Here is a 24,334-nt window from a genome sequence, read left to right as displayed (position 1 = left end):
CGTGAAGCCAGCGGGGTTCGTTCTGATGAGTGCCGTTGTGAGGGACCTTTTCGGAGATTAGGGTGATGAGGGGGCGATTGGACGGTTGGCGCGCTTTCTCGACGGGGCGGCCGGTCAGTTCCGGAGTCCGGCAGATGAATGTGTCCTCGCCGATCCCCCCGCATGGAGATGCCGGTCTCGAACTCCTATGGGACGACGGCGAGCGCGTCTTTTGCCGTGAATGGCGCCGGAGCGCCGATGGCAACCTCAACTGTGTCTTGACCGTAAGAGCCGCGGCGGAACATCCGCCCGCGGTCCGCGACCGGTTCGCGCACGAATACGCCTTGCGCGACCAGCTCGATCGAGCCTGGGCTGTACGGCCGCTGGAACTGATCCGCGATGGCGATCGTGCCTTGCTGATATTGGAAGATCCCGGAAGCGAGCCGCTCGAGCGGCTGCTCGGCTCGCCGATGAAGCTGGACCATTTCTTGCGATTGGCTCTTCGTATTGCCGGGGCGGTCGCCCAGCTCCACCATCGTGGCCTGATCCACAAGGATCTGAAACCGGCGAATATTCTGGTCGACGCAGCGGGCGCGATCAGGATCACCGGATTCGGCCTCGCATCTCGTCTGCCACGCGAGCGACAGCAGCTCGGACCACCGGAGACCATCGCGGGCACGCTGGCCTACATGGCGCCCGAGCAGACCGGCCGCATGAACCGGTCCGTCGATTCCCGCAGCGATCTGTACGCACTCGGGGTGACGTTCTACCGGATGCTGACGGGGGCACTGCCGTTCACCGCGGCCGATCCGATGGAATGGGTGCACAGCCACATCGCGAGACGAGCCGCTCCGCCTGCCGAAAGGGTCGATGGCGTCCCTCGCGCCGTGTCGGCGATCATCATGAAGCTTCTCGCCAAGACAGCCGAAGACCGCTACCAGACCGCCGCCGGCCTCAAGAACGACCTCGAGCACTGCCTCGCCGAATGGCTGGCGCGAGGCCGGATTGACGGCTTTACACCCGGCGAGGCGGACCAACCGGACCGCCTGCTCATTCCCGAGCGGCTCTACGGCAGGGAACCTGAGCTCGAGGCCTTGCTCGACGCGTTCGACCGCGTCGCCCGGAGCGGAAAGCCCGAGCTTGTCTTGATCTCGGGCTATGCCGGTATCGGCAAGTCGGCCGTAGTCCACGAATTGCACAGAGCCCTGGTCCCGCTGGGTGGCCTTTTCGCCTCGGGCAAGTTCGATCAGTACAAGCGCGACATCCCTTATGCGACGCTCGCACAGGCCTTTCAAAGCATCGTCCGTCGCCTCCTCGCCAAGAATGACGCCGAACTCGCATCGTGGCGCAACGCCATCTGCGAAGCATTGATGTCCAACGGCCAGCTCATGGTCGATCTGGTTCCCGAATTGAAACTGGTCATCGGCGATCAACCGCCGGTCCCGGATGCTTCACCGCAAGATGCTCTGCGACGATTTCAACTCGTCCTGCAGCGCTTCATCGGCGTCTTCGCGCAACCGGACCGGCCGCTTGTGCTCTTCCTCGACGACCTGCAGTGGCTGGATGCTGCGACGCTCGACCTGCTCGAGGAGCTGCTGACGCGATCGGACCTGCAACATCTCTTGCTGATCGGCGCTTTTCGCAGCAACGTGATCGATGCCAACCATCCGCTGAGGCGCAAGCTCGCCGCAATTCACGATTCGGGCGCGCCCGTCCAGACGCTCAGCCTGGCAGCCCTCATTCACGCCGACGTCGAGCATTTCATCGTGGATGCGCTTCGCTCCGAGCCGGCCCGCGCTGCGCCATTGGCGCAACTGATACATGAGAAGACCGGCGGCAATCCGTTCTTCCTGATCCAGTTCCTGCACGCACTCTCGGAAGAACGCTTGCTGGCCTTCGATCATGAGACAGGCCAATGGCAGTGGGACCTCGAGCGCATCCATGCCAAAGGCTATACCGAAAACGTCGTTGACTTGATGGTCCGCAAGCTGAGCCGTCTGCCAGAGGAAACGCGGACGGCTTTGCAGACGCTTGCATGCCTCGGCACCAGCGCCGACGTCCCAACTCTGTCATTGATGCTCGGCATATCGGAACAGCAGGTCCATCTCGATCTCGTCGACGCGGTGCGTCTCGAGCTGGTCGAGCGTCAGGACCGGCACTGCAGGTTCGTGCACGACCGGGTCCAGGAAGCCGCCTACGCACTTATTCCCGAATCCGAGAGGCCTGCGTCGCACTTGCGAATCGGGCGGCTCCTGGTGGCACGCACTCCGCCGGAGCAGCGCGAGTTGGCGATCTTCGATATCGTCAATCAACTCAACCGCGGCCTACCCCTCGTCGGCTCGCCGGGCGAGCGCGAGCAAGTCGCCGAGCTCAACTTGATTGCCGGCCAGCGCGCCAAGGCATCCTCAGCCTATAGCTCGGCACTTGCCTATCTCTCCACCGGAAGCGAGCTCTTGACCGCCGATTGCTGGGCGCGGCGGCACGAGCTTGCCTTCACACTGGAAATGAATCGGGCCGCATGCGAGTTCCTGACCGGCGAACCAGCTGTCGCGGACGATCGTCTGGCTGCACTGGCGACGCGCGCGACCAATTCGCTCGAACAGGCCGCCGTCGCATGCCTACGTATGGATGTCTATACAACGCTCGGTCAATCCGGCCGCGCCGTCGACGTCGGCCTGGGGTACCTGCGGCAGGTCGGCGTGCACTGGTCTCCCAACCCGACTGAAGCGGAGGCGCGCCGCGAGTACGATCTTGTCTGGACGGGCATTGGGGAACGCAGCATCGAAGACCTCGTCAAGCTGCCCTTGATGAGCGACCCAGCCTCCCTTGCGACGATGGATGTTCTGACAAAGCTACTGCCGCCCGCCCTCTTCACGGATATGAACCTGCTTTCCCTCACGATCTGCAGGGCCGTCAATCTTGGGCTCGAGTGGGGCCACAGCGACGGATCGTGCGTTGCTTATGTACAGCTCGGAATGGTGGCCGGCCTGCAATTCGGCGACTACAAATCCGGATTTCGCTTCGGAGAGCTCGGTTATGAATTGGTCGAGCAGCGCGGAATAAACCGCTTCCAGGCTGCGACCTATCTGATATTTGGCGCACACGTCGTGCCGTGGACCAGACACTTCAGGGTCGCCCGCGATCTCCTTCGCCGCGCTTTCGAAAGCGCGCACAGAAGCGGCGATCTCACCTATGCGGCATATAGTTGCAGCAATCTGAACGGCAATCTATTCCAGGCAGGCGATCCACTCGTCGAGATTCTGAGCGAGGCCGAGGCTGGCCTCGCCTTCGTCCGGAAGATGGGGTTCGGGTTCATCGAGGACATCATCTCCGCGCAACGCGGGTTGTTCCGGACGCTCCGCGGGTTGACCCCAACATTCGGTTCCTTCGACGACGAGCAGTTCGACGAACTTCGGATCGAAGAGCACTTCGCCGTCAATCCGAATTTGTGGCGCGCAGAATGCATTTACTGGATCCTCAAACTCCGGGCGCGTTTTCTTGCCTGCGACTACTCAACGGCGGTCGGTATCCTGTCGAAGCTGCAGCGGCGGCGATGGACGCCGCTCACTCCGGCCGAGGCAGCTTCGTATCACTACTATAGTGCGCTTTCTCTGGCTGCACTGCCGGAAGCAATCACCGCCGAGCACCGGCACATCGACACGATTGTCGCGCATCATCGGCAACTCCAAGCCTGGGCTGAGAATTGCCCGGACAATTTCGCGCACTGCGCAGCGCTGGTCGATGCGGAAATCGCCCGCCTGGAGGGCCGCGACTCCGATGCAATGCGCCTTTACGAACACGCAGTTCGCTCGGCCCGCGCAAACGGACTCATTGCCGATGAGGGTCTCGCCTACGAACTGGCTGCGAATTTTTATGCGGCTCGCGAATATAACGCGTTCGCCGATATATACCGTCGGAACGCGCGCGACGCCTATTCCCAGTGGGGAGCCGAGGGCAAGGTACGCCAGATCGATGAGATGTATCCGCATCTTGCGGAGAACGCACCCCTGGGCACTGCAACTGACACGATCGGTGCACCGATCGAACATCTGGACCTCGTAGCAGCCCTGAAAGTCTCGGAGGCCGTGTCCGGAGAGATCGTCCTCGAGAAACTGATCGACATTCTGATGCGTACGACCATCGAGCACGCCGGTGCGGAACGAGGACTGTTGATTTTGCAGCGGGACGCGAAGCTGCGGATTCGGGCGGAGGCGACGACGCAGGGAGCTTCGATCAATGTCGATCTGTGCGATCGCCCGATCTCCCAGATGGAAATCCCGGAGTCGCTCGTCCTGTACGCGGCTCGCACGCAAGGAAGCGTCATTCTCGACGATGCTGCGGAAAGCGGAACCTTCAGAGGAGACCCGTACATTCAGCTCAAGAGCGCCCGGTCGGTTCTGATCATTCCGCTCACGAAGCAAGGCGGCCTGGTCGCTCTGCTGTATCTCGAGAACAATCTTGCAAAGGGTGTGTTTACGCCCGCAAAGGTCGCCCTCCTCAAATTTATCGCGTCCGAGGCCGCGACGTCGCTCGACAACGCTCGTCTGTACCGGGAGCTTCAGGAACGCGAGCAGCGTTACCGCGAGGCTCAGACGGAGCTGGCCCACGCCAACCGCGTGGCGGTGATGGGACAACTGACGGCGTCGATCGCCCACGAGGTCAATCAGCCGAACACCGCCGTTATCGCCAGCGCGCAAGCGGCCTTGAGCTGGCTCGATCACCAGCCGCCGGCGCTGGCGCAGACGCGCAGGGCGCTGACACGCGCCATCGAGAACGGCATCCGCTCCAGCGAGGTCATTGGGCGAATCCGGGATCTCGTAAAAAAGTCACCGCCCAAACGGGATTCCCTGGCGATCAACAACGTCGTCGGCCAAGTCATCGAACTCACGGAAGCTGAAGCGGCGCGGAACGATGTCTCGATCCAGACGATATTCGCCGATCGTCTGCCCAAGGTCATCGGCGATCGCGTCGAGCTGCAGCAAGTCGCGCTCAACCTGATCCTGAACGCCATCGAGGCCATGAGCGAGACAACGGAGGGCAAGCGCGAGCTATTGATCCAAACCGCGAGAGCAGATGCCGAGAGCATACTCGTATCGATCACGGATTCGGGACCGGGCTTGTCTGCGGAGAGCCAAGCGCGGCTGTTCGAACCCTTCTACACGACCAAGTCGGGCGGCCTCGGTGTCGGACTGTCGATATGCCGTTCGATCATCGTTGCGCATGGCGGCAGGCTATGGGCGGCTGCAAACGAACCGCGCGGAGCCGTCTTCCAGTTCACCGTGCCAATCGATGAAGGCTTTGCAGTTGGTTGAGCCACGCCCCGAAATCCGAATGTGGCTCATACCACGGCTCCGATCCCCGCTATTGTTGAGGATTGGTGTTGGGAGTACGTTCCCGAACGGGACTGGTGAACACCTTTCCCTCCTCTTCAACCGACTAGCCGGCTAGTTCCGGAGTCCGGCAGATGCACGTATCTTCGCGGGTATCTACAAATGGCAATGCCGGTCTCAGGGCGTTATGGGACGACGGCGAGCGCGTCTTCTGCCGTGAATGGCGCCGATCCGCCGATGGCAACGTCAACAGTGTCCTGACCGTAAGGGCGGCTACGGAACATCCGCCGGCCGCGGTCCTCGACCGGTTCGCCCATGAATACGCCTTGCGCGACGAGCTCGATGGGACCTGGGCCGTACGGCCGCTGGAGCTGATCCGCGACGGTGGCCGAACCGTGCTGATATTGGAAGACCCCGGCAGCGAACCGCTCGAGCGGCAGCTCGGCGCGCCGATGACGCTGACCCGCTTTCTGCCATTGGCTCTCGGCATCACCACCGCCGTCGACCAGCTGCATCGGCAGGGCCTGGTCCACAAGGATTTGAAGCCGGCCAATCTCCTGGTAACCGGAGCAGACGAGGTCAGGATCACAGGATTCGGCCTTGCATCTCGCCTGCCGCGCGAGCGACAGCAGCTCGAACCACCGGAGACCATCGCGGGCACGCTGGCCTACATGGCGCCCGAGCAAACCGGCCGCATGAACCGGTCCGTCGATTCCCGCAGCGATCTGTACTCAGTCGGCGTGACGTTCTACCGGATGCTGACTGGCGCGCTGCCGTTCACTGCGGCCAGTCCGATGGAATGGGTGCACAGCCACATCGCGAGACGTGCCGTTCCGCCCGCCGAACGAATCAATGGCGTGCCTCGCGCCGTGTCGGCGATAATCGTGAAGCTTCTCGCCAAGACGGCCGAGGACCGCTACCAGACCGCCGCCGGCCTCAAGAGCGACCTCGAACGGTCACTCGCCGAATGGGAAGCGCAGGGACGGATCAATGATTTCGTTCTGGCCCAAACCGATACACCCGACCGCCTGCTGATTCCCGAACGGCTATACGGCAGGGAGCACGAGATCGAGGCGTTGCTCACCTCGTTCGATCGCGTCACCCGGAGCGGCACGCCCGAGTTGATCCTGGTATCCGGCCCCTCCGGTATCGGCAAGTCCGCTTTCGTCGACGAAATGCACAAGGCCTTGATCCCGTTGGGAGGGCTCTTCGCTTCCGCCAAGTTCGATCAGAGCAAGCGCGATATGCCTTACGCGACGGTCGCGCATGCGCTCCAAGGCCTTATCCGAGGCCTCCTCGCCAAGAGCGATGCCGATCTGGCACCCTGGCGTAGCGCACTGCACGACGCGCTGGGCCCTCTCGGTCAACTGATGGTGGATCTCGTACCGGAACTGCGGCTCGTGATCGGGGATCAACCACCTGTCCCGGAAGCTCCCCCGCAAGACGCACAGCGACGCTTCCAACTCGTCGTTCGACGCTTCATTGGCATCTTCGCCAAGCCTCACCATCCACTCGTGCTTTTCCTCGACGACCTGCAATGGCTCGACGTGGCCACATTGGATCTGATCGAGTTTCTTCTAGACAGATCCGACCTGCAAGATCTGCTTCTCATCGCTGCCTATCGACGCAAGGATGTCGACGTTAAACATCCACTGGCACAACGACTCGTCGAAATTCGGGCCTCCCGCAAACGGGTGCTGGAAATCGACTTAGCACCCCTCACTCGCGCTGCCGTCCTGGAATTCACCGCGGATGCACTTCACTGCGAGCCGGCATACGCCATGCCCATGGCGCAGCTGATATACGAGAAGACAAACGGGAATCCGTTCTTTCTCACGCAGTTTCTACGGGCACTGGCCGAAGAAAAGCTACTGACCTTCGATCATGACAAGGGACAGTGGCGCTGGGATCTCGAGCGCATCAGGGAAAAGAGCTACGCCGAAAACGTCGCGGATCTCATGGTCGGCAAGCTGAGCGGTTTGCGCGACGAGACACGTCAGGCCCTGCTGGAGCTGGCCTGCTTGGGCAACAGCGCCGAGATCGCAATGCTCTGCCTCGTGCACGGAACACCGGAGCAGACACTGCACGCAGATTTGCGAGATGCGACGCATCTCGAACTAATTCGACGCCTCAAGAGCTCTTACGCGTTCGTGCACGATCGCGTGCAAGAGGCCGCTTATGCGCTTCAACCGGACCAGGACAGGCGAACAGCCTTGCACCTTCGGATCGGTCTGGTCTTGGCAGCGCAGCTGACGCCTGACGAGACCAACGAGCGCGTCTATATGGTTGCCAACCAGCTGAACCGCGGCATTGCCTCTTTGACGAACGACGCTGAACGCGAACAGGTCATTGCCGTCAATCTCGCAGCTGGCCGGCGCGCGCGAAATGCAACGGCTTACCACGCGGCCGCAACGTACCTTGAAATCGCCCGCGAACTGCTCGGGGAGGAAGGGCATCCGCAGTGCAGCCGAGACGCCTTCGCGATCGGCCTGCTCCACGCCGAATGCAAATTCCTGCTTGGCGAGCTGAACACAGCAGAGGCGGAATTGACGGTCCTGTCGCAGAGCCGTTCAGACATTCAGGCGAACGCCGAGGTCGCCAGACTCCAGGCGCAGCTATACACCACTGCGGGACAGCTCGAGCGGGCGGTCGATGTTTGCCTCGCATTTTTGCGCAGAACCGGCATTGACTGGTCTCCTCATCCGAGCCGCAGCGAGGTGGATGAGGATCGGCGACGTTTGCGGAGTTTGACCGAAAAGCTGTCCGATGATCAGCTTTACGCGCTACCGCCGATGACCGATCCGGATCATCGTGCGACCATGGGCGTTTTGGCTGACCTCCTCACACCTGCGTTTCTCACCGATCGTAACCTGTCCGACACCATGCTCGTGGAGGCAACTCGACTGACGCTCGAGCACGGGACCTGCCCTGAATCGTGCTACCCGCTGACCGCCATATTCGGCGTGCTCGCGAGCAATTCAACCGATGCAGAACTTGGATTCAGATTATCACAATTTGGTGCAGCGCTTGCTGACAGGCAACCGCAGACAGGGCTGAGCGGCCGCGCGCTTTTGGCATTCGGCCTCCACGTGACCCCATGGATTCTCCCGATCCGATCGGGAAGGCCGTTCATTCGGCGCGCTCTTGCAATCAGTTTGACGACTGGAGATCTAGCATTCGCGGCGTATTCGCATCGCGGACTGATATCGGTGGATCTCTTCTGCGGCGATTCGCTCATGGACGTCTGTTCGAACGCCGAGCAATCCTTGACGTTCGCCGAGGGTCTGGGCGTCCGATTGGCTGCGGAGGGCCTCATCAGGCAACGAAATCTGGCGCTGAGCCTTATGGCGCGCGATGGGCCGAATGACTTCGAGAGCCCCGGGGCGCTTCAGACCTCGGACGCGAGCGAACCGCTAAGCGCCTTCTTCTACTACGCGACGCAGATTCAGATCGAAGTCCTTGCCGGACGTAACGATGTCGCGATCGCCCTCGCCGCACGCGCAGAAACGTTCTCATGGTGCGTCCGGGCTTATTCGGATTTCACCGAATACCGGTTCTACACGGCGCTTGCTCATGCCGGAGCTTATCACGCATCACGGCCCGAGGATCGCGAGCGACGCTTCAGCGACCTCCGCGAACACCACCGCAAGCTGACAATCTGGTCCAACCGCTGCCCCGCAAACTTCGCCGCCCGGCAGAAGCTCGTCACGGCGGAGCTCGCGCGCATCGAAGGCCGCGAACTTGAGGCGGAACAGCTGTACGAAGAATCGATCCGATTGGCGCAAGAATCCGGATTCGCGCAGATCGAAGCGATCGCCGCGGAACGTGCAGCTGGGTTCTACGAGGCGCGAGGCATTCGAACGGTCGTTCTGTCCTACTTGAAAAAAGCGTGCGATTGCTACGCGCGCTGGGGGGCCGAGGCGAAGGTGAGCCAGCTCGAGAAACTCCATCCGGGCCTGCGGGAGAGCGGATCCGCGCTCAACGCGGCCGGTACGATCGGAGCACCTGTCGAACAGTTGGACCTTGCGACGGTTCTCAAGGTGTCGGAGGCTGTTTCAGGCGAGATCGTTCTGGAGAAGCTCACTGAGACCCTGCTTCGTTCGGCCATCGAGCATGCGGGTGCGGAACGTGGCGTGCTGATTTTACCGAGGGGTTCTGAGCTGAGAATTCGGGCGGACGCGGTGACTGGCGGCGGTTCGGTCGCTCTCGATCTCGCCGATTCACCGATCTCCGCCGCTGAAGTACCGATGTCGATCGTACTTTACACGGCTCGCACCCAAGAAAGCGTCGTGCTTGACGACGCCTCGACGAGCAGCGCGTTCGGCGGCGACGAATACATCCGGAAGAAGCACGTCCGATCAGCCGTGTGCGTGCCGCTCATCAAGCAAGGTAAGGCGGTGGCATTTCTGTATCTCGAGAACAATCTCGCCTCGCGCGTCTTCACGCCCGCCCGGATCGCAATCCTGAAATTTCTCGCATCCGAGGCTGCGACCTCGCTCGACAATGCCCGTCTGTACCGTGAGCTTCAGGAGCGGGAGTCGAGGATCCGCCGGATGGTCGAGGCCAACATCATCGGGATATTCATCTTCGATCACACCCCCGACTTTCTCGATGCCAATGACGCGTTCCTGAAGACCATCGGATATGATCGCGAGGATCTCGCCGCAGGCCGGTTGCGCTGGGCAGATCTAACGCCGCCCGAATGGCAGGAGCGCACCGCTCGCGCCCGGGCCGAATTGAAGGCGACGCGGGTTGTCCAGCCGTTCGAAAAGGCGTTCTTCCGCAAGGACGGCAGCCGGGTGCCGGTGCTGACCGGCGGAGCCTTGTTCGACGACGAGCAAGAGCAAGGCGTTGCCTTCGTACTGGATCTCAGCGAGCGCAAGCGCGCCGAAACCGAGGCACGCGAGAACGAGCAGCGTTACCGCGAGGCTCAGATGGAACTGGCCCACGCCAACCGCGTGGCGGTGATGGGACAACTGACGGCGTCCATCGCCCACGAGGTCAATCAGCCGAACACCGCCGTTATCGCCAGCGCGCAAGCGGCCTTGAGCTGGCTCGATCACCAACCGCCGGCGCTGGAGCAGACACGCAGGGCGCTGACACGCGCCATCGAGAACGGCATCCGCTCCAGCGAGGTCATTGGGCGAATCCGGGATCTCGTAAAAAAGTCACCGCCCAAACGGGATTCCCTGGCGATCAACAACGTCATCGACCAAGTTATCGAACTCACGGAAGCTGAAGCGGCGCGGAACGATGTCTCGATCCAGACGATATTCGCCGATCGTCTGCCCAAGGTCATCGGCGATCGCGTCGAGCTGCAGCAAGTCGCGCTCAACCTGATCCTGAACGCCATCGAGGCCATGAGCGAGACAACGGAGGGCAAGCGCGAGCTATTGATCCAAACCGCGAGAGCAGATGCCGAGAGCATACTCGTATCGATCACGGATTCGGGACCGGGCTTGTCTGCGGAAGGCCAAGCGCGGCTGTTCGAACCCTTCTACACGACCAAGTCGGGCGGCCTCGGTGTCGGACTGTCGATATGCCGTTCGATCATCGTGGCGCATGGCGGCAGGCTATGGGCGGCTGCAAACGAACCGCGCGGAGCCGTCTTCCAATTCACCGTACCAATCGATGACGGCTTTGCGGTTGGTTGAACCGTCTCGGCTGGCGTCATCACACCGCAAAATTGGTTGGGTGACTGTAACCAAGGCCGGGCCGCGAACGAAATATAGCCATCGGATCGCACCGGCGAAGCCAAGCACGAGCCGGAATAGATCCGCCATCGGCTGACGGTGTGCTGCAGGGAGAGATCAGTTGGGACTGTCCTGGCAACAAGGCCCGCTTTCAACGGGAGCAATCGGCCGCTTTCTCGTCCCCGAGCCGCTGCCCAAGCGACTATTGTACGTCGAACCGTTACGTCGCCGCATACGTGTGCGCTTTGGGGCAAGCTGGATCGCCGATAGCGAACGGGTCCTCCTGCTTTTTGAACCGGGCCGTTATCCTGTGGCCTATTTCCCGGAGGCCGATGTTTCCCCACATGTGCTGGAACGCACCGAGCATATCACTCAACACGCCGATCTTGGGCCGACGTCCTGGTACAGCGTTCGGGTCGACAAGCAACACATCGCGGCGCGAGGAGCGTGGCAGCACACCAACCTGCCCGCCCATGCAGGCGATTTGCAGGGTCTGATCGCCTTCGCCTGGCGGGCCATGGATGCCTTCTACGAGGAAGACGAACGCATCGTGGGCCATGCTGCCGATCCCTATCACCGCATCGACATCCGCCAGACCTCTCGTAACCTCGTGGTCAGCCACCAGGGCCGGGCCATTGCCGATACAAAGCGGCCGCTGGTCCTTTACGAGTCTGGCTTTGCACCCCGATGGTACGTTCCTCGTGCCGACATCGATGAGTCTGCCCTCACCCCGGTAAAGCTCCAGACCTTCTGCCCGTACAAGGGCCTCTGCAGCTATTACTCGATCGGAGGCGCGCGCCAGGCTGCATGGTCGTATCTCGACGCCTATCCCGAAGTCCGCCGCATCTCCAATTTTGTATCGTTCGAGCCGGACATCGTGACGGTCCATCTCGATGGCACGCAGATGCGTCTCGAACCCGGCCAGTTGGTGGTTTCACACGGCCCCGATCGTAATCTCGACATCGGCGAGGTGGTCCCCGAGCCAACGCCTGGTAGCCAACCCGCTGAAGCTGCAACCAGTCCACTCCATCGACGTTCGTGAGACGAACGAGCACACCTTAGAGATCGCGCAGCATTCAGCCTTTCGCGTCCACGATTATTGTGACCCTCAACGGAGCCGCTCATCCCGAGCCTCCATTACGGGAGCGCCACAATGTCCTATCGTTCGAACCAGACACGCTCGATCCGCTCCGCTTTTGCGGGCCTCCTCCTGATCGGCTTGCTGTCGCCCGCACATGCCTCCGACCGGAACAGCTCTCTCGACGCCCTCCCCGATCTGCCGTCGCGCGCCGCCCAGCGTTTCGCCTCGGCCGAGCCGACGTCGCGCCTGCCCTGGCTCGCTCCGGTCGGCCACCGTCAGCCGAGCCGGGCAGATGCGCCTCAATCGGATGCTCTGTCGGCCTGGGAGCGTGAGCAGCAGCAGCGCAATCAGATGCTGGATCGCAAGCTCATCATCTGCCGCAGATGCTGAGGTAGCTCGGCCACCTCGCGCTCGCCTGCCTAGGCATTCTCGACACCCGATGTTGCCTCTGGCCTCTTCGCCAGCTCCAGCTCGTCAATCGTCGCAGGCGTCTGCGCAGCCTTTCGCCATTGCGCGGGGGTGATGCCCATGTGGCTCTTGAATGCCCGCTGGAACGCCGCCTCGGACAGATATCCGACCGCCTCCGCCACAGCTCCGGTCGAGAGCGAGGATTTCCTCAGTTCGTTCGTTGCCAGCGTCATGCGGATGTCGGTCAGCAGTTCGCTCGGCGAGCGTCCGACCTTCTCCTGGAATTGACGGGCGAGTGTCGCACGCGACATGTTGGCGAGCTGCGCAAGCTCGGGCAGCGTCCATGCGCGCGCGGGCGCATTGAACAAGGCCGCGACGACCGGCGCGAGGCGTGGGTGACCTGCAAGCGCAAGCAGCCCGCGTGGCGCGTCCCCGGTCTCGCTGGCGAGGCGCAGCACGAGCGCGAACATCGCCGTAGACAGGGCGTTCAGCATCGCGCGGCCACCCAGCTGATCGTCTGCGGTTTCGCCGCGCATCAAGGCAACGAGGCCTGCGAGCTGCCCCGCCGTGTCCCGTTCTCCGGCCTGCGCGCCGGCCCTCACGATCAGCACCGGCGGCAGATAGTTGCGCAGCAGCCGGTCGTGCGGCGGGGCGATCGAAAAATGTCCGCACAACAGATCGAGCCGGGCATCCGAGCCGGGATTCTCGCTGATGGTGAAGTTCAGTGACGCGCGATTACGGGCCTTCAGCGGCGCAGCTCGGCTGCCGTCGTGCATGACGTGCCGGGGGTTGCGCGGCAGCAGCAGAATATCGCCGGCCTCCAGCAGCAGCGGCCGGCCTCCCGCCGGATCGTCCAGCATCGCCGAGCCTGCGAGCACCGCATGGTACGGGATTTCGTTGGCCTCGCCCGGCCCCTGCTCGATCCGCCAGGGCGCGCCGTAGGAGCAGCGCAGGTCCAGACGGCCGCGCACAGGCATCATCTCGAACAGCCGGCTCAGCCAATCCATCCTGCTCCCCTCTCGATATGCAAATGAGACGAATGAGCATATATGCAAGCACATTAAGCATTCAACATCTCATACCGCGTCCATAGTGTCACTCCGCAATCGTTCACTACCCCAACCACGGAGTGCCATCATGTCCCGTCTTTCCGTCCCGAACCTCGAAACTGACGCCGGCCCCTCCGGCCTGGTCTATGCCCAGATCAAGAAGGCCATCGGCAGCGTGCCGAACACCTTTGCGGCCATCGCCGCCCATGGCCCCGCCGCGCTCAAGGCCGTACTCGCCGCCGACGCCGTGCTCGCCTCAGGCGGACTGACCAAGTCCGATAAGGAGATCATCAAGCTCGTCATCAGCGAGGCCGCCGGCTGTGACTATTGTGTCGCCGCCCACAGCCATCTCGGAAAGCTCGTCGGCCTGGCGCCGGAAGTCCTGAAGAAAATCCGCGATGGCCAGCCCACCGGTGATGCCCGGCGCGATGCGCTGGTCGTTTTCGTCGACAAGCTTGCGCGCACGAGCGGCACCATCAGCGACAAGGATTTCGTCGCGATCAAGGCCGCCGGCTACAGCGACGCGCAACTCGTCGAGATCAGCCTCGCCTTTGCTACCACCGCGTTCACCAACGTCTTCAACCGCATCAACGATACCGAGATCGACTTCCCGGCCGTCGCCTAACGCGACGGCCGCCACGTCGATCATCTCATCTCAGGGATCACGACCATGACCATGCTTGCCAAGACCCACACTGCCCAAAATCCTCTCGTCCGCGCCCTGCAGGGATCCGGCTTGCTCGCGAAAGATCTCGACTACCATCTCGTTCGCGCCTCGATGGTGATCATGTTCTTCTTCTTCGGTTACCAGAAGTGGTTTCCGTACGAATTCGAACGGCTGGTCCCGTTCATCAGCAGTGGCCCGTTGATCCGATGGCTTTATCCTGTGTTCGGCCATGCTGGCGCCAGCTATTTCCTCGGCATTTCTGAATGGACCTTTGGCGCGCTGCTGCTCGCGGGCTTCTGGAGCCACCGGCTTGGTGTGCTCGGCGCTCTCGGCTCGACCGGCACCTTCATCGCGACCGTCACCATCATCCCCTTCATGCCGGAGGGCTGGGACCTCGCCGCGGGAGGCTTCCCCGCGATGACCGGTAACGTGCCCTTCCTGATGAAGGACGTCGTCCTGCTCGCTGTGTCGTTCTATCTCCTCAGGCAGGACTTGGCGCGTTTGGTGCAACGATAGTTTCTTTCCGCCGATAGCGAAGGATCGCCGGCAAGCATCGTGCTCGCCGGCGATCGCTTCTACACAAAATCCGCGCGAGACCGACGTTTCCGGCCCTGGCCCAGGCCGTCCGCTTGGTGCGAAGATCACCGCTCGCTACACGATACGGCTCCGCAATGTTGTTGCCTGTACCATTTGTTGATCTCGCCGCTGGTTGTCACCCACACGTCCTTTCGGCTCAAGATGTGAGCGAAGGCTGCCGCCAGGTGCTTCGTCCGAAACGCTTGCCCCGAAATAAAGGGATGCAAGGCGATGGGATGAACCCTCGGAATACGCTCTCCTTCCTCGTAAAGGACGTCAAATTGGTCTCGTATGATCCGGCCAAAGTCTTCCGCGGACGCACCAAACGTCAGAGCCGACGGAAGGTCGTTGCATTCGACGGAGTACGGCATTCCCAGAAGTGAGCCCTTCTTCACTTTCATCTGAAAGGGCAGATCATCACACGTGTAGTCGCACAAATATTCGATGCCCCGTTCCGCGAGCAGATCCGGCGTGGCGTGCGTCTCGGTCAAGAACGGGCTGAGCCAGCCCTTCGGCTTTTCACCAGTGGCCTCCGCGATGACCGTGAGCGTGTTCTCGATCAGCGCAGCTTCCTCCTCCAACGAAAGACCGTTGACGATCTCGGAGTTATTTCGTCCGTGCCCCATAAAATCCCATTTGCGTTTCGAACCTTCCTCAACAACCCGGGGATACTCGCGACAGACATCGGAATTGAGACACACGCTTGCCGGCAAGCCACACTTGTCCAGCGTCTCCATCAACCGCCAGATGCCCACCCGCTGCCCATAGTCTCGCCACCCGTAATTAAGAGAGTCCGGCATAAAATGCGCGGTGTGCGGCACAATCGCCGGGCCAGGTCGATCCTCCGGAAAATGCTCCAAATTGATATAGATCACGACGGCGACACGTTCCTTTTTCGGAAAGGAGACAAGTGAACGATCGACAATCGGCGTGAAGTCGTAACGTTTAGTTTGAGTCTGCATCAGTCGGTCACTCCTCGGTAAACTACCTTGACCGTCGGTCTCACGACCCGACGCCCGGCCATATGCTTCTTGAACGCCCTGCTTCACACCCAAGACGGTGATGCGCCTCCGCATCCCCTCCTTCGCCCGACTTCGGGCATGACCGCTTAAACCGACTTATGCATTCGCACTACCCGACGGCCCCGGCTCCATCTAACTCAAGACAGGGTCAGCTACCGTCCGAGCCGATCACGACTTTGGCAGCCGTGCAGACGACAAAATCTATTGCGCCAACCCGCATAATCGCACTTTCAAGCGTCCACCCCCTCAAGGATGCTGCGCTCATTATATGGGGCCCAAGGAGAGCCGCATTATTTCCGGATTATCGCGTTTGCGGCGATATTGCTCGAATCCGGTTCGGAAGCCGGCGAATATTTCGCGGATCAACTTCCGGTAACGCGCAAAAAACGTAGCCAGTTGTAACCGAACGCGTCCTCCTGACGAACAATAGGCGCGGACGTGACCTGCGATCGCGCGGAGTGACTGGGTTGGACACCGCCTTCCGCAAACAAGTTGAACCTCGCGGATCTTCGGCAGGTCGTTCGTGAATCATTCGCGGCAAGGCCGATGTGGATCCGTTGCTGCAGTCCCTTGGCCATCCACTCACTCCTCTCCATCGAAAATTGCTTTCCGCAGGGCAAGGTAGGATCATGAAAAGCTCGATTGCCGACACGTCTGTAGCGCTATCGCTCATGACGGAAGCGCTGAAGTTGCTTGATGAACCGCAGCACTCCGAGGCTGCAAGTCACCTCCGAGATGCCATCTACGGATTGTTGCCCCGGAAGGGGCTGCACGGGTCTCCTCCGCGCCATGGTGCGGAGAGCACGATTGGTCCTGACGCAAGCTCGCAATAATCGAGCAACATCGATAGCAAGCCAAGCACGCCTGCGGACTCAGTTCGAGATTGCGATGTGCCGATCGTGGCACGACGCGATATCGGTGGTGAAAAGCCTCTCTCAGGCTGCTCTACCAGATATCGGCGATGCAGAGGATCGGCTGAGCCTTCAGGAGCGTCCGCGCGAACGCTAACCGGGCGTCACATGTAATTCTGCATCTGCCCCCGCGTGCAACCGTTCGCGTAAAACATCAATGAAAGCTCTCACGCGGGCGGGCATTAGTGTACGAGTCGGAAAAACCGCCCATATGCCAATTTCGAGCGGCTTGGCGTCGCTGAGTATGATCCGCCGCAACTCTTCACGCGCAACGAGTTTGTGCACGTCCCAGTAGGTCAAATAGGCGATGCCAACGCCCGCAATACAGGCTGCCCGCACCGCATCGACTGTGCTGGCCGACAAGGCACCGTTGACACGGATCCGATGTTGCTCGCCGTCACGCATGAATGGCCAAGTATCCATCGCATGAAGCTTGATGCACGAGTGCCCCACCAAGTCGCCGGTTGTGGTGGGCTCTCCAAAGCGCGCGACATAGCTGGGCGACGCGCAGAGGGTGAATGGGTTATCTGCGAGCCTGGTCGCAATCATGTCGGAAGGCCTCATCACGGCCACGCGAACCGCCACATCCAATCCTGCCGTCGCGATGTCGACAACACCATCACTCAAGGTCAGATCGACGCGTAGTGCGGGATTGGCGGCGATCAAATCGGCCACGACGGGGACGACAACAGAGTGCCCGATGACGTTTGGGGCCGTGATTTTCAATACACCCGACAGGCCTGAGCCGGCGGTCGACACCGACTCGAGCGCTGAATCGCGAGCCTCAATGAGAGCGACTGCATGGGGCGAAAAGGCCTCGCCCTCAGGGGTAAGCGACAGAGAGCGCGTCGTGCGGTGAAACAGGCGCACGCCCAACTCGGCTTCAAGGCCGGCCAGCCTACGGCTGACCAGCATCGGCGTTGTGCCGAGCTGGCGCGCCGCGGCCGACAGGCTACCGACCGACACAATCGTTCGAAACAACGCGACGTCTGCGAGATCCATATTATAACGATAAGCGATATAGTGCTTATCTTCTAGTCTGGCTTCTGCACCGTAGCGGCAGAAGCTAAATGCATGTCCATCGAGCTGCAAATCCACACTTTCGGGATCAAAGCGCTTCTTTTTGGCGTCAAAGGAGACCTTGGCTATGGACATCGACACAAGCGCGCTTTTCGCGCCGATCGTTATAAAAGGCCATACAGTAAAGAACCGCCTCGCTGTCGCACCGATGACCCGCATCACGGCGACCCAGGACGGCCGGGCGACCGAAACCATGACCCGCTACTACGAGCGCTTCGCGCGGGGCGGCTTTGGGATGGTCAGCACCGAAGGCACTTACACCGATCAGGCGTTCTCCCAGGGCTATTTCCATCAGCCCGGCATGACCGATCAGGCACAGGCCAACGCCTGGAAGCCGGTTGTCAACGGCATCAAGGCGCACGGGGCGCTCGCGATCGCTCAGATGATGCACGCTGGCGCGATCAGCCAGGGCAATCGCTTTCGCGATGGCACAATCGGGCCGTCTGCAATTCAGCCGATGGGCCAGCAGATGACGTTCTATCATGGCAAGGACCGCTACGCGTTGCCAGCCGCCATTACGGAAGAACAGATCGCCGATGCCATCACCGGCTTTGCTGACTCGGCTGCACGGGCAATTGAAGTTGCCGGATTCGACGCCATCGAAGTTCACGGCGCCAACGGCTATTTGCTCGACCAGTTCTTGACCGCCTACTCCAACCACAGAACGGACCGCTGGGGCGGTGTCACGGAAAACCGTGTGCGGTTAATCGTGGAAACGTTGAAGGCGGTGCGGGCAAAGGTCAGCACCACCACGCCAGTCGGCGTCCGGATCTCGCAGGGCAAGGTGAATGACTATGGTCATAAGTGGGCGGGCACGGAGAGCGATGCCGAAATCATCTTCGGCAGCCTCGGCGAGGCCGGCGCGGACTTCATCCATGTAACCGAATTCGAGGCGTGGAGACCGGCGTTCGCCGAGGGGGGTCCGTCATTGATGCGGCTCGCCAAGCGCTATGCTCCGAAAGCAACAATCTTCGCCAATGGCAGCCTGCACAATATCGAGCAGGCGGTGGCTGCGCTCGACGACGGTGCCGATATCGTCACCATCGGTAGAGGAGCTCTCGCGAATCCCGACTTGCCTAGGCGTCTGTCCGAACGCAGCGCCTTGAAAGAGTTCGACCCGGCAATTCTTGGACCTATCGCCGACATCAAGGAAATCGAACTGGCGACGTGAAGAAAGCCCGGTTGCGCCATCTCGGGAGACCATGTTCGCCAGCGTCGCTGAGCCGACCGTCCTTCCGAGGATTGCTTCCGCAGCGCAGGGGAAGACCATGCTGGACTCGATTTCAGATACTTCGGTGGCGCTTTCGCTCATGCTGGAAGCGCTGAGCTTGCTAGATGGGACGGAGCACTTGAAAGCGGCGACCCACCTTCGAGATGCGATCAACGAGCTGGCGCCGCAGAAGCGGCAAGAGCCAGCTTCGTCTCCTGGCACGCAGAGCTCGGACTAATCTTTGAGATGCGCCCCGCGCTCACTTGGGACGACTGCGCCGATACCTTGAACCGCAGCAGCGATACAGCCGCATTGTGGGGACGAAGTGAACACGTCCCTGTTAGGCGTCGAGCCTGACTGACTTCGCGCTACGCCGACGGAGAGCACGACGCGAAAGATCCTCTCCCTTCGGAAGGATGGCTGCGAGCAAGACCAAGCGCCTGGCGGCCTCATCGGAGAGCGATGAGTTATCATCACGATATCGTTTTTATATCTCCCCCGATTCGCCCCTTCCGAATATCCAGTCATATCGCATAGCCTACTGATATTACAGCATATTTAATGATGACAAGAATCTCTGAATGGCGAAAAATCTAGCGTTATTGAAAAGGTGTTTCTTAAAAAACGCCTTCATGATCAGCAAAGGTTTTGATAAGAAGTCGCGCGTTGAAGATGCGCATCTATGTCAGACGACGGCGAAAGGATGAATCGAATGGTTAAGTTCGGCTTCTATGTTGAGTTGAAGGCAAGGCCGGGAAGGGAAGCGGACGTCGAGTCCTTCCTGAAGCAGGGCGCCGTGATGGCGAAGGCCGAGGCCGGGATCGTGTCGTGGTATGCGGCGAAGGAAGAAGAGCCCGGCGTCTATGCGATCATCGACACCTTCAAGGACGAAGTTGGGCGCGACGCCCACCTGAACGGAGAGCTTGCGAAGGCACTCTTCGGGCGTGCGGACGAACTGTTCGCAGTGGCTCCAAAGGTTCATCGGCTTCACATGATCGCCGAGAAGTAAGGCGCCGTTCTGCGGCTCCCCACAAGGCAGCTGATGCGCCACCTCCTGCCCAACCCTCCTGAGAAGGAAATCACAATGAATAGCAAATCAACCAAGCCCACTATCGTGCTTGTGCACGGGGCCTTCGAAGACGCGTCGATCTGGAATAGAGTAATCCAACGGCTCCAGCGCGATGGCTACCCGGTCGTCGCCTTCGCCAACCCGCTGCTGGGTGTGGCGGTCGATGCCGCCTATCTGCGTAGCGTGATCGACAGAATTCAGGGACCCATGATCCTGGTGGCCCACTCCTACGGCGGGGCCGTCATCACCGAGGCCGGCGGGGATGAAAAGGTAAAGGGCCTCGTGTACGCGGGCTCAATTTTGCCCGCGGTAGGGGAGGCTCCAAGCCAACTGATCGAACGGTTTCCCGGCAGCTCATTCCCAACGTCCACCGACGTGATCCCCTACACCCGGCCCGACGGAAGCAGTGGCAGGTATCTCCTCTACCAAGCCGACAAGTTCCACAGCCAGGTCGCCGCCGATGTGCCCGCAAGCGAGGCCGCCATGTTGCTCGCCACCCAACGCCACATGGACTTCGCCTGCCTGACCGAGAAGCTGACGTCCGCTGCGTGGGCGACCAAGCCTACCTGGCAAATCTTGACCACGCAGGATCTCGCCATTCCTCCGGCCGAACAGAAGTTCGAAGCCGATCGTGCCCGCTCCACCGTCATTGAGGTCAGGGCTTCGCACGCTGTCACCGTCTCCAACCCGGACGTGGTGGCCGACGTGATCATACAGGCGGCCAGCGCAGCCGCGAAATAACCGCGGTCTCTTGCGCGGCGGTTCCCACGCTGCGGCGGCCGCGGCGGCGCATCCCGCGGGCATCGAATTCCCTCTTCGTTATCTGCGCGAGTTCGACAGCGTCGTACGCACAGCGAGCGAAGAGGGTCGATCCGTCGAGGCTTCTCTGGAGGCCGTCGCGTCCGATCGCGTGCGAACTGACCTCCCCCTGACCTCGTCGTATTGAATGCAGGCGTTTTTCAAAAAGACAATGTTCCGATATCGATCCTGCCGACTTCGAGCATTGCTGACGGATTGGTCGTTTTGGAGGGTTTCTCGCCGGGCAAGCGGCCGCATGGCGCAACAGCTGCCACGCGCCGGTGTTTTTATGAAATTACCCGCTACCACATGCGGCATACTCGCTTTCATTCTCCTACGACGCCTGATCGCCGCCATGAGGCACAAGAAGTAAGAAATTGATATATAATGACTTTCTCTGAAATTGCGCATTCCCGCCCGTGCGGTAACGCCGATGGTCGCCACAAAAATAAAAACAACGACTTCCATATATACCGTCGATATTAGGAAGCTAAGACAGGATTGAAACGCTTGTCGGTGCGCGTCGCCTCATTGTCGGGCTCGCAGGGTCGCCCCCTTCACTGATAGACACGGGCCGGAGGCAGCTTCGCCGTGGAGCAGTTCGACTCGCTCCAAGTCTTCTGAGCCGCATATCGCGAGGCGAGTGCGGATTGGTAGGCGCAAGGAAGTCTGCCCCGTTGTGGTCTCCGCCTTTGGGCGATCAACTTGCGGGAGCGACCCTTGACGAGCGGGTTACAGGAAGGGGAAATTAAGCAGGAGCTGCAAAGCGGCGGGCACTTGCGCAATGTCCTCATCATCACCAAGACTATCGATGGTACGATCGAGCACTTGGCCTATGTTCGGCCGAGCTGGAGACGCGAGTTCCTGCCGTTGCGGACCTGGGGCGACAAGGACGATCGTACCTACAAGGATTTGGATCGGCTGCTCGTGCTTCTGCGCGACGATTTCGGCTACCGGGGCTTCATTGGACTCTACCTCGATGGGGACCCCGATTTGGCGCGCTATCGCGCGCTCTCGGAAAGCGAAGAGGCCAACGAGAAAACGTAACGCTCACATCTCGGTAGTCCACCAGTAGACTAATAGGAGGGTCGCTATGCCTCACAACGAACAATTCGAGGTGGTGATCCTCGGCAGTGGCCAGGGCGGCAAGCTGCTCGCTTGGCACCTCGCCAAGTCTGGCAAGAGAGTTGCCGTCGTCGAGCGTCGGTGGGTCGGCGGATCCTGTCCCGCCGTGGCTTGTCTGCCATCCAAAAACGAGATTTGGAGCGCGAAAGTCGCTCATGTGGCCCGGAATGCTGCGCATTTCGGCACCAACGTGGGCGGCCTTCAAACAGACATGCGGAGGGTGCGTGGGCGGAAACAAGATATGATCGACAGGGAGATTGCCGCTCACTTGAACGCCTATGAAGAGAGCGGTGCCGAACTGATCATGGGGAATGGTCGGTTCATTGGTCCGAAGACCATCGAAGTGGCGATGAACGACGGGGGCACGCGCACACTCGCCGGCCTGCAGGTGGTCATCAACGTCGGCACTCATGCCGCGATTCCCAACATTCCGGGCCTGACAACGTCTCGCCCTCTTACGCACATAGAAGCCCTCGAACTCGACTATTTGCCCTCTCACCTGATCATTCTCGGTGGCGGATATGTCGGGATCGAGATGGCACAAGCCTATCGGCGGCTCGGCAGTCGAGTGACTATTATTGAACCCGGGCGGCAACCCATGGGCCGTGAAGATGCGGACGTCGCTCAGGAGATGAATAGCATCCTGACGAGCGAGGGCGTCGAGGTTCTGACCAACGTGAAGCCGATATTGGTGAAGGGGCTGTCGGGTGATGCCGTGACGGTCACGCTGCGCACTGAGGACGCCGAGAAGACCATCGAGGGAAGCGACCTGCTCGTAGCTACCGGCAGGGTTGCCAACACCGCCGGTATCGGGCTGGAAAAAACTGGGGTCGAGCTGGACGCGAGAGCCTTCGTCCGCGTGAATGAACGTTTGGAAACAAGTGCCCCGGGCGTCTGGGCGATCGGCGAGTGCGCCGGCAGCCCGCAGTTCACGCATGTTTCCGTCGATGATTTTCGGATTGTTCGCGAGAATATGGCGGGGGGCAATCGTAGAACGGACGATCGCCTCGTCCCATATGTTATGTTTACTGAGCCGCCCCTCGCGCGGGTTGGCCTCTCTGAAGACGAGGCAAAGCGGCAAGGCATCCCGGTTCGCGTCGCGAAGTTGCCAATGAGTCGGGTCCTGCGAACCGAAGCGACGGAGGAAACGCGCGGATGGATGAAAGCAATTGTGAGCGCGAGTGATGATCGCGTGCTTGGTTTCACCATGATCGGCGCCGATGCCGGCGAAGTGCTTGCAGCGGTTCAGACAGCAATAATCGCGAGATCATCTTACACGAAACTGCGTGATGCAGTGATTGCGCACCTTACATATGCGGAAGGCCTCGGGCTTTTGTTCGCTGCCATCCCTGAGCGTCAAGCTTAGAGCGGCTTTCCACAACCATGGCAGCAGATCCTCCGTCTAGATCGTCAAGTTCGGGTTTCGGTCGGTCGCAAATGCATCCTTCTGCCCGCGGAGCAGACCTTCCTCGACTCAGGACGTATGCGCTTCGTCGAGCTTCCCGATGGATCTCATTCGTAAATTGCCGCAGCTTTCGTCGAGACGAAGCGGTCCCGCGCCCCGCGCCTGCATGCGCTCGCAAGGCGCGATGGAACTCAACCTCTGCGTTGCTAAGCACGCTATTTCGTCGACGATGAATGCAAGCCTTCCCAACGGCTGGCCAAATCCATATCGATATCGAACAGGTCAAGTACGCGGCCGAGCGTGTAGTCGATCATCTGCTCCAAACCTTTTGGCTTTGCATAGAATGCAGGGACCGGCGGAGCGATGATTGCACCCATCTCGGCAACGGCGGTCATTGCACGAAGGTGCCCCAAGTGCAGCGGCGTTTCCCTCAGGAGGAGAACTAGCCGCCGCCGTTCTTTCAGCACTACATCGGCAGCCCTGGCAAGCAGTCCCTCGGCGCCACCTGCCGCGATGGCAGACATTGTCCGCACCGAGCAGGGCGCAATGATCATTCCGGACGTCCGAAAGGAGCCGCTTGCAATGGGCGCAGACAAATCCTTTTGACCATAGCTCCGATCAGCAAGAGCTCTGACTTCGGACAGGGGCCTTCCGACCTCGTGGGCAAGAGTAATGCTCGCCGCGTTGGACATTACCAAATGTGTCTCCACCCCAGCCGCTCGGAGCAACTCGAGCAGGCGGACGCCGTAAACAGCACCGGACGCACCGCTGATTCCAACTACCAGTCTCCGATTCAGCGGCTGGCTCTCAAGACGCCTGCTTCTGGGCCCATCGTGCTCCGCGAACGCATGCGGGCGTACTAAGTCCGAATTCGAACGATGATCACTCGGCATGGCCGTTTCCGACTCGAGTCCTCATAAACCAGCATCCA

The 24,334-nt window shown here is 60.8% G+C and carries 16 protein-coding genes; 12 read left to right on the top strand and 4 right to left on the bottom strand.

What is annotated here, in order from left to right:
* Positions 1-134 precede the first annotated feature (134 nt).
* From ABIB91_RS09215 to ABIB91_RS09200, 4 genes are all read left to right on the top strand, one after another.
* Positions 135-5,291, top strand: coding sequence for a trifunctional serine/threonine-protein kinase/ATP-binding protein/sensor histidine kinase (locus ABIB91_RS09215; RefSeq protein WP_354160533.1), 5,157 nt, complete (start codon positions 135-137; stop codon positions 5,289-5,291).
* A gap of 152 nt (positions 5,292-5,443) precedes the next feature.
* Positions 5,444-10,963, top strand: coding sequence for a trifunctional serine/threonine-protein kinase/ATP-binding protein/sensor histidine kinase (locus tag ABIB91_RS09210; protein WP_354160197.1), 5,520 nt, complete (start codon positions 5,444-5,446; stop codon positions 10,961-10,963).
* A gap of 160 nt (positions 10,964-11,123) precedes the next feature.
* On the top strand, positions 11,124-12,044 hold the full coding sequence (locus ABIB91_RS09205) for a DUF427 domain-containing protein (protein ID WP_354160195.1): 921 nt from the start codon (positions 11,124-11,126) through the stop codon (positions 12,042-12,044).
* Positions 12,045-12,155: 111 nt separating this feature from the next.
* Positions 12,156-12,473 (top strand): hypothetical protein, encoded by a 318-nt coding sequence (locus ABIB91_RS09200; RefSeq protein WP_354160193.1) that lies wholly within the window; start codon positions 12,156-12,158, stop codon positions 12,471-12,473.
* Between the two features lie 29 nt (positions 12,474-12,502).
* Here ABIB91_RS09200 and ABIB91_RS09195 read toward each other — a convergent pair whose 3' ends face one another.
* A complete protein-coding gene (locus ABIB91_RS09195) occupies positions 12,503-13,498 on the bottom strand; it encodes an AraC family transcriptional regulator (RefSeq protein ID WP_354160191.1) in 996 nt (331 codons plus the stop codon).
* Between the two features lie 130 nt (positions 13,499-13,628).
* Here ABIB91_RS09195 and ABIB91_RS09190 point away from each other — a divergent pair, with 130 nt between their 5' ends.
* The gene (locus tag ABIB91_RS09190; RefSeq protein ID WP_354160189.1) at positions 13,629-14,165 is read left to right on the top strand and encodes a carboxymuconolactone decarboxylase family protein; all 537 of its coding nucleotides are present in this window, start codon (positions 13,629-13,631) and stop codon (positions 14,163-14,165) included.
* Between the two features lie 45 nt (positions 14,166-14,210).
* Positions 14,211-14,723 carry a YkgB family protein gene (locus ABIB91_RS09185; RefSeq protein ID WP_354160187.1) on the top strand — a complete coding sequence of 171 codons (513 nt, stop codon included), beginning with the start codon at positions 14,211-14,213 and terminating at the stop codon, positions 14,721-14,723.
* A gap of 125 nt (positions 14,724-14,848) precedes the next feature.
* Here the strand turns inward: ABIB91_RS09185 and ABIB91_RS09180 are convergent, their stop codons facing one another.
* Both ABIB91_RS09180 and ABIB91_RS09175 read right to left on the bottom strand, forming a co-directional pair.
* Entirely contained in the window at positions 14,849-15,745 is an 897-nt protein-coding gene (locus ABIB91_RS09180; RefSeq protein WP_354160185.1) for a polysaccharide deacetylase family protein, read from the bottom strand.
* A 1,064-nt stretch (positions 15,746-16,809) separates the two neighbouring features.
* Entirely contained in the window at positions 16,810-17,871 is a 1,062-nt protein-coding gene (locus ABIB91_RS09175; protein ID WP_354160183.1) for a LysR family transcriptional regulator, read from the bottom strand.
* Here ABIB91_RS09175 and ABIB91_RS09170 point away from each other — a divergent pair.
* The 6 genes from ABIB91_RS09170 (at position 17,864) to ABIB91_RS09145 (ending at position 23,364) form a co-directional block, all read left to right on the top strand.
* Entirely contained in the window at positions 17,864-18,967 is a 1,104-nt protein-coding gene (locus ABIB91_RS09170; RefSeq protein ID WP_354160181.1) for an NADH:flavin oxidoreductase, read from the top strand. The genes ABIB91_RS09175 and ABIB91_RS09170 overlap by 8 nt on opposite strands.
* Before the next feature lie 31 nt (positions 18,968-18,998).
* Positions 18,999-19,244, top strand: a complete 246-nt coding sequence (locus tag ABIB91_RS09165; RefSeq protein WP_354160179.1) for a hypothetical protein — start codon at positions 18,999-19,001, stop codon at positions 19,242-19,244.
* A 444-nt stretch (positions 19,245-19,688) separates the two neighbouring features.
* Complete coding sequence (locus ABIB91_RS09160) at positions 19,689-20,015, top strand: putative quinol monooxygenase (RefSeq protein ID WP_354160177.1); 327 nt, start codon at positions 19,689-19,691, stop codon at positions 20,013-20,015.
* A gap of 75 nt (positions 20,016-20,090) precedes the next feature.
* A complete protein-coding gene (locus tag ABIB91_RS09155) occupies positions 20,091-20,816 on the top strand; it encodes an alpha/beta fold hydrolase (protein WP_354160175.1) in 726 nt (241 codons plus the stop codon).
* Positions 20,817-21,593: 777 nt separating this feature from the next.
* Entirely contained in the window at positions 21,594-21,920 is a 327-nt protein-coding gene (locus ABIB91_RS09150; RefSeq protein WP_354160173.1) for a hypothetical protein, read from the top strand.
* A gap of 46 nt (positions 21,921-21,966) precedes the next feature.
* Positions 21,967-23,364 (top strand): dihydrolipoyl dehydrogenase family protein, encoded by a 1,398-nt coding sequence (locus tag ABIB91_RS09145; RefSeq protein WP_354160171.1) that lies wholly within the window; start codon positions 21,967-21,969, stop codon positions 23,362-23,364.
* 254 nt (positions 23,365-23,618) lie between these two features.
* Here the strand turns inward: ABIB91_RS09145 and ABIB91_RS09140 are convergent, their stop codons facing one another.
* Positions 23,619-24,200 (bottom strand): UbiX family flavin prenyltransferase, encoded by a 582-nt coding sequence (locus ABIB91_RS09140; RefSeq protein ID WP_354160531.1) that lies wholly within the window; start codon positions 24,198-24,200, stop codon positions 23,619-23,621.
* Positions 24,201-24,334 lie beyond the last annotated feature (134 nt).

The organism is Bradyrhizobium sp. JR4.3 (assembly GCF_040547695.1).
Taxonomy (GTDB): Bacteria; Pseudomonadota; Alphaproteobacteria; order Rhizobiales; family Xanthobacteraceae; genus Bradyrhizobium; species Bradyrhizobium canariense.
The sequence above is the reverse complement of the archived record's forward strand: the minus strand, read 5'-3'. Positions and strand labels throughout refer to the sequence as shown.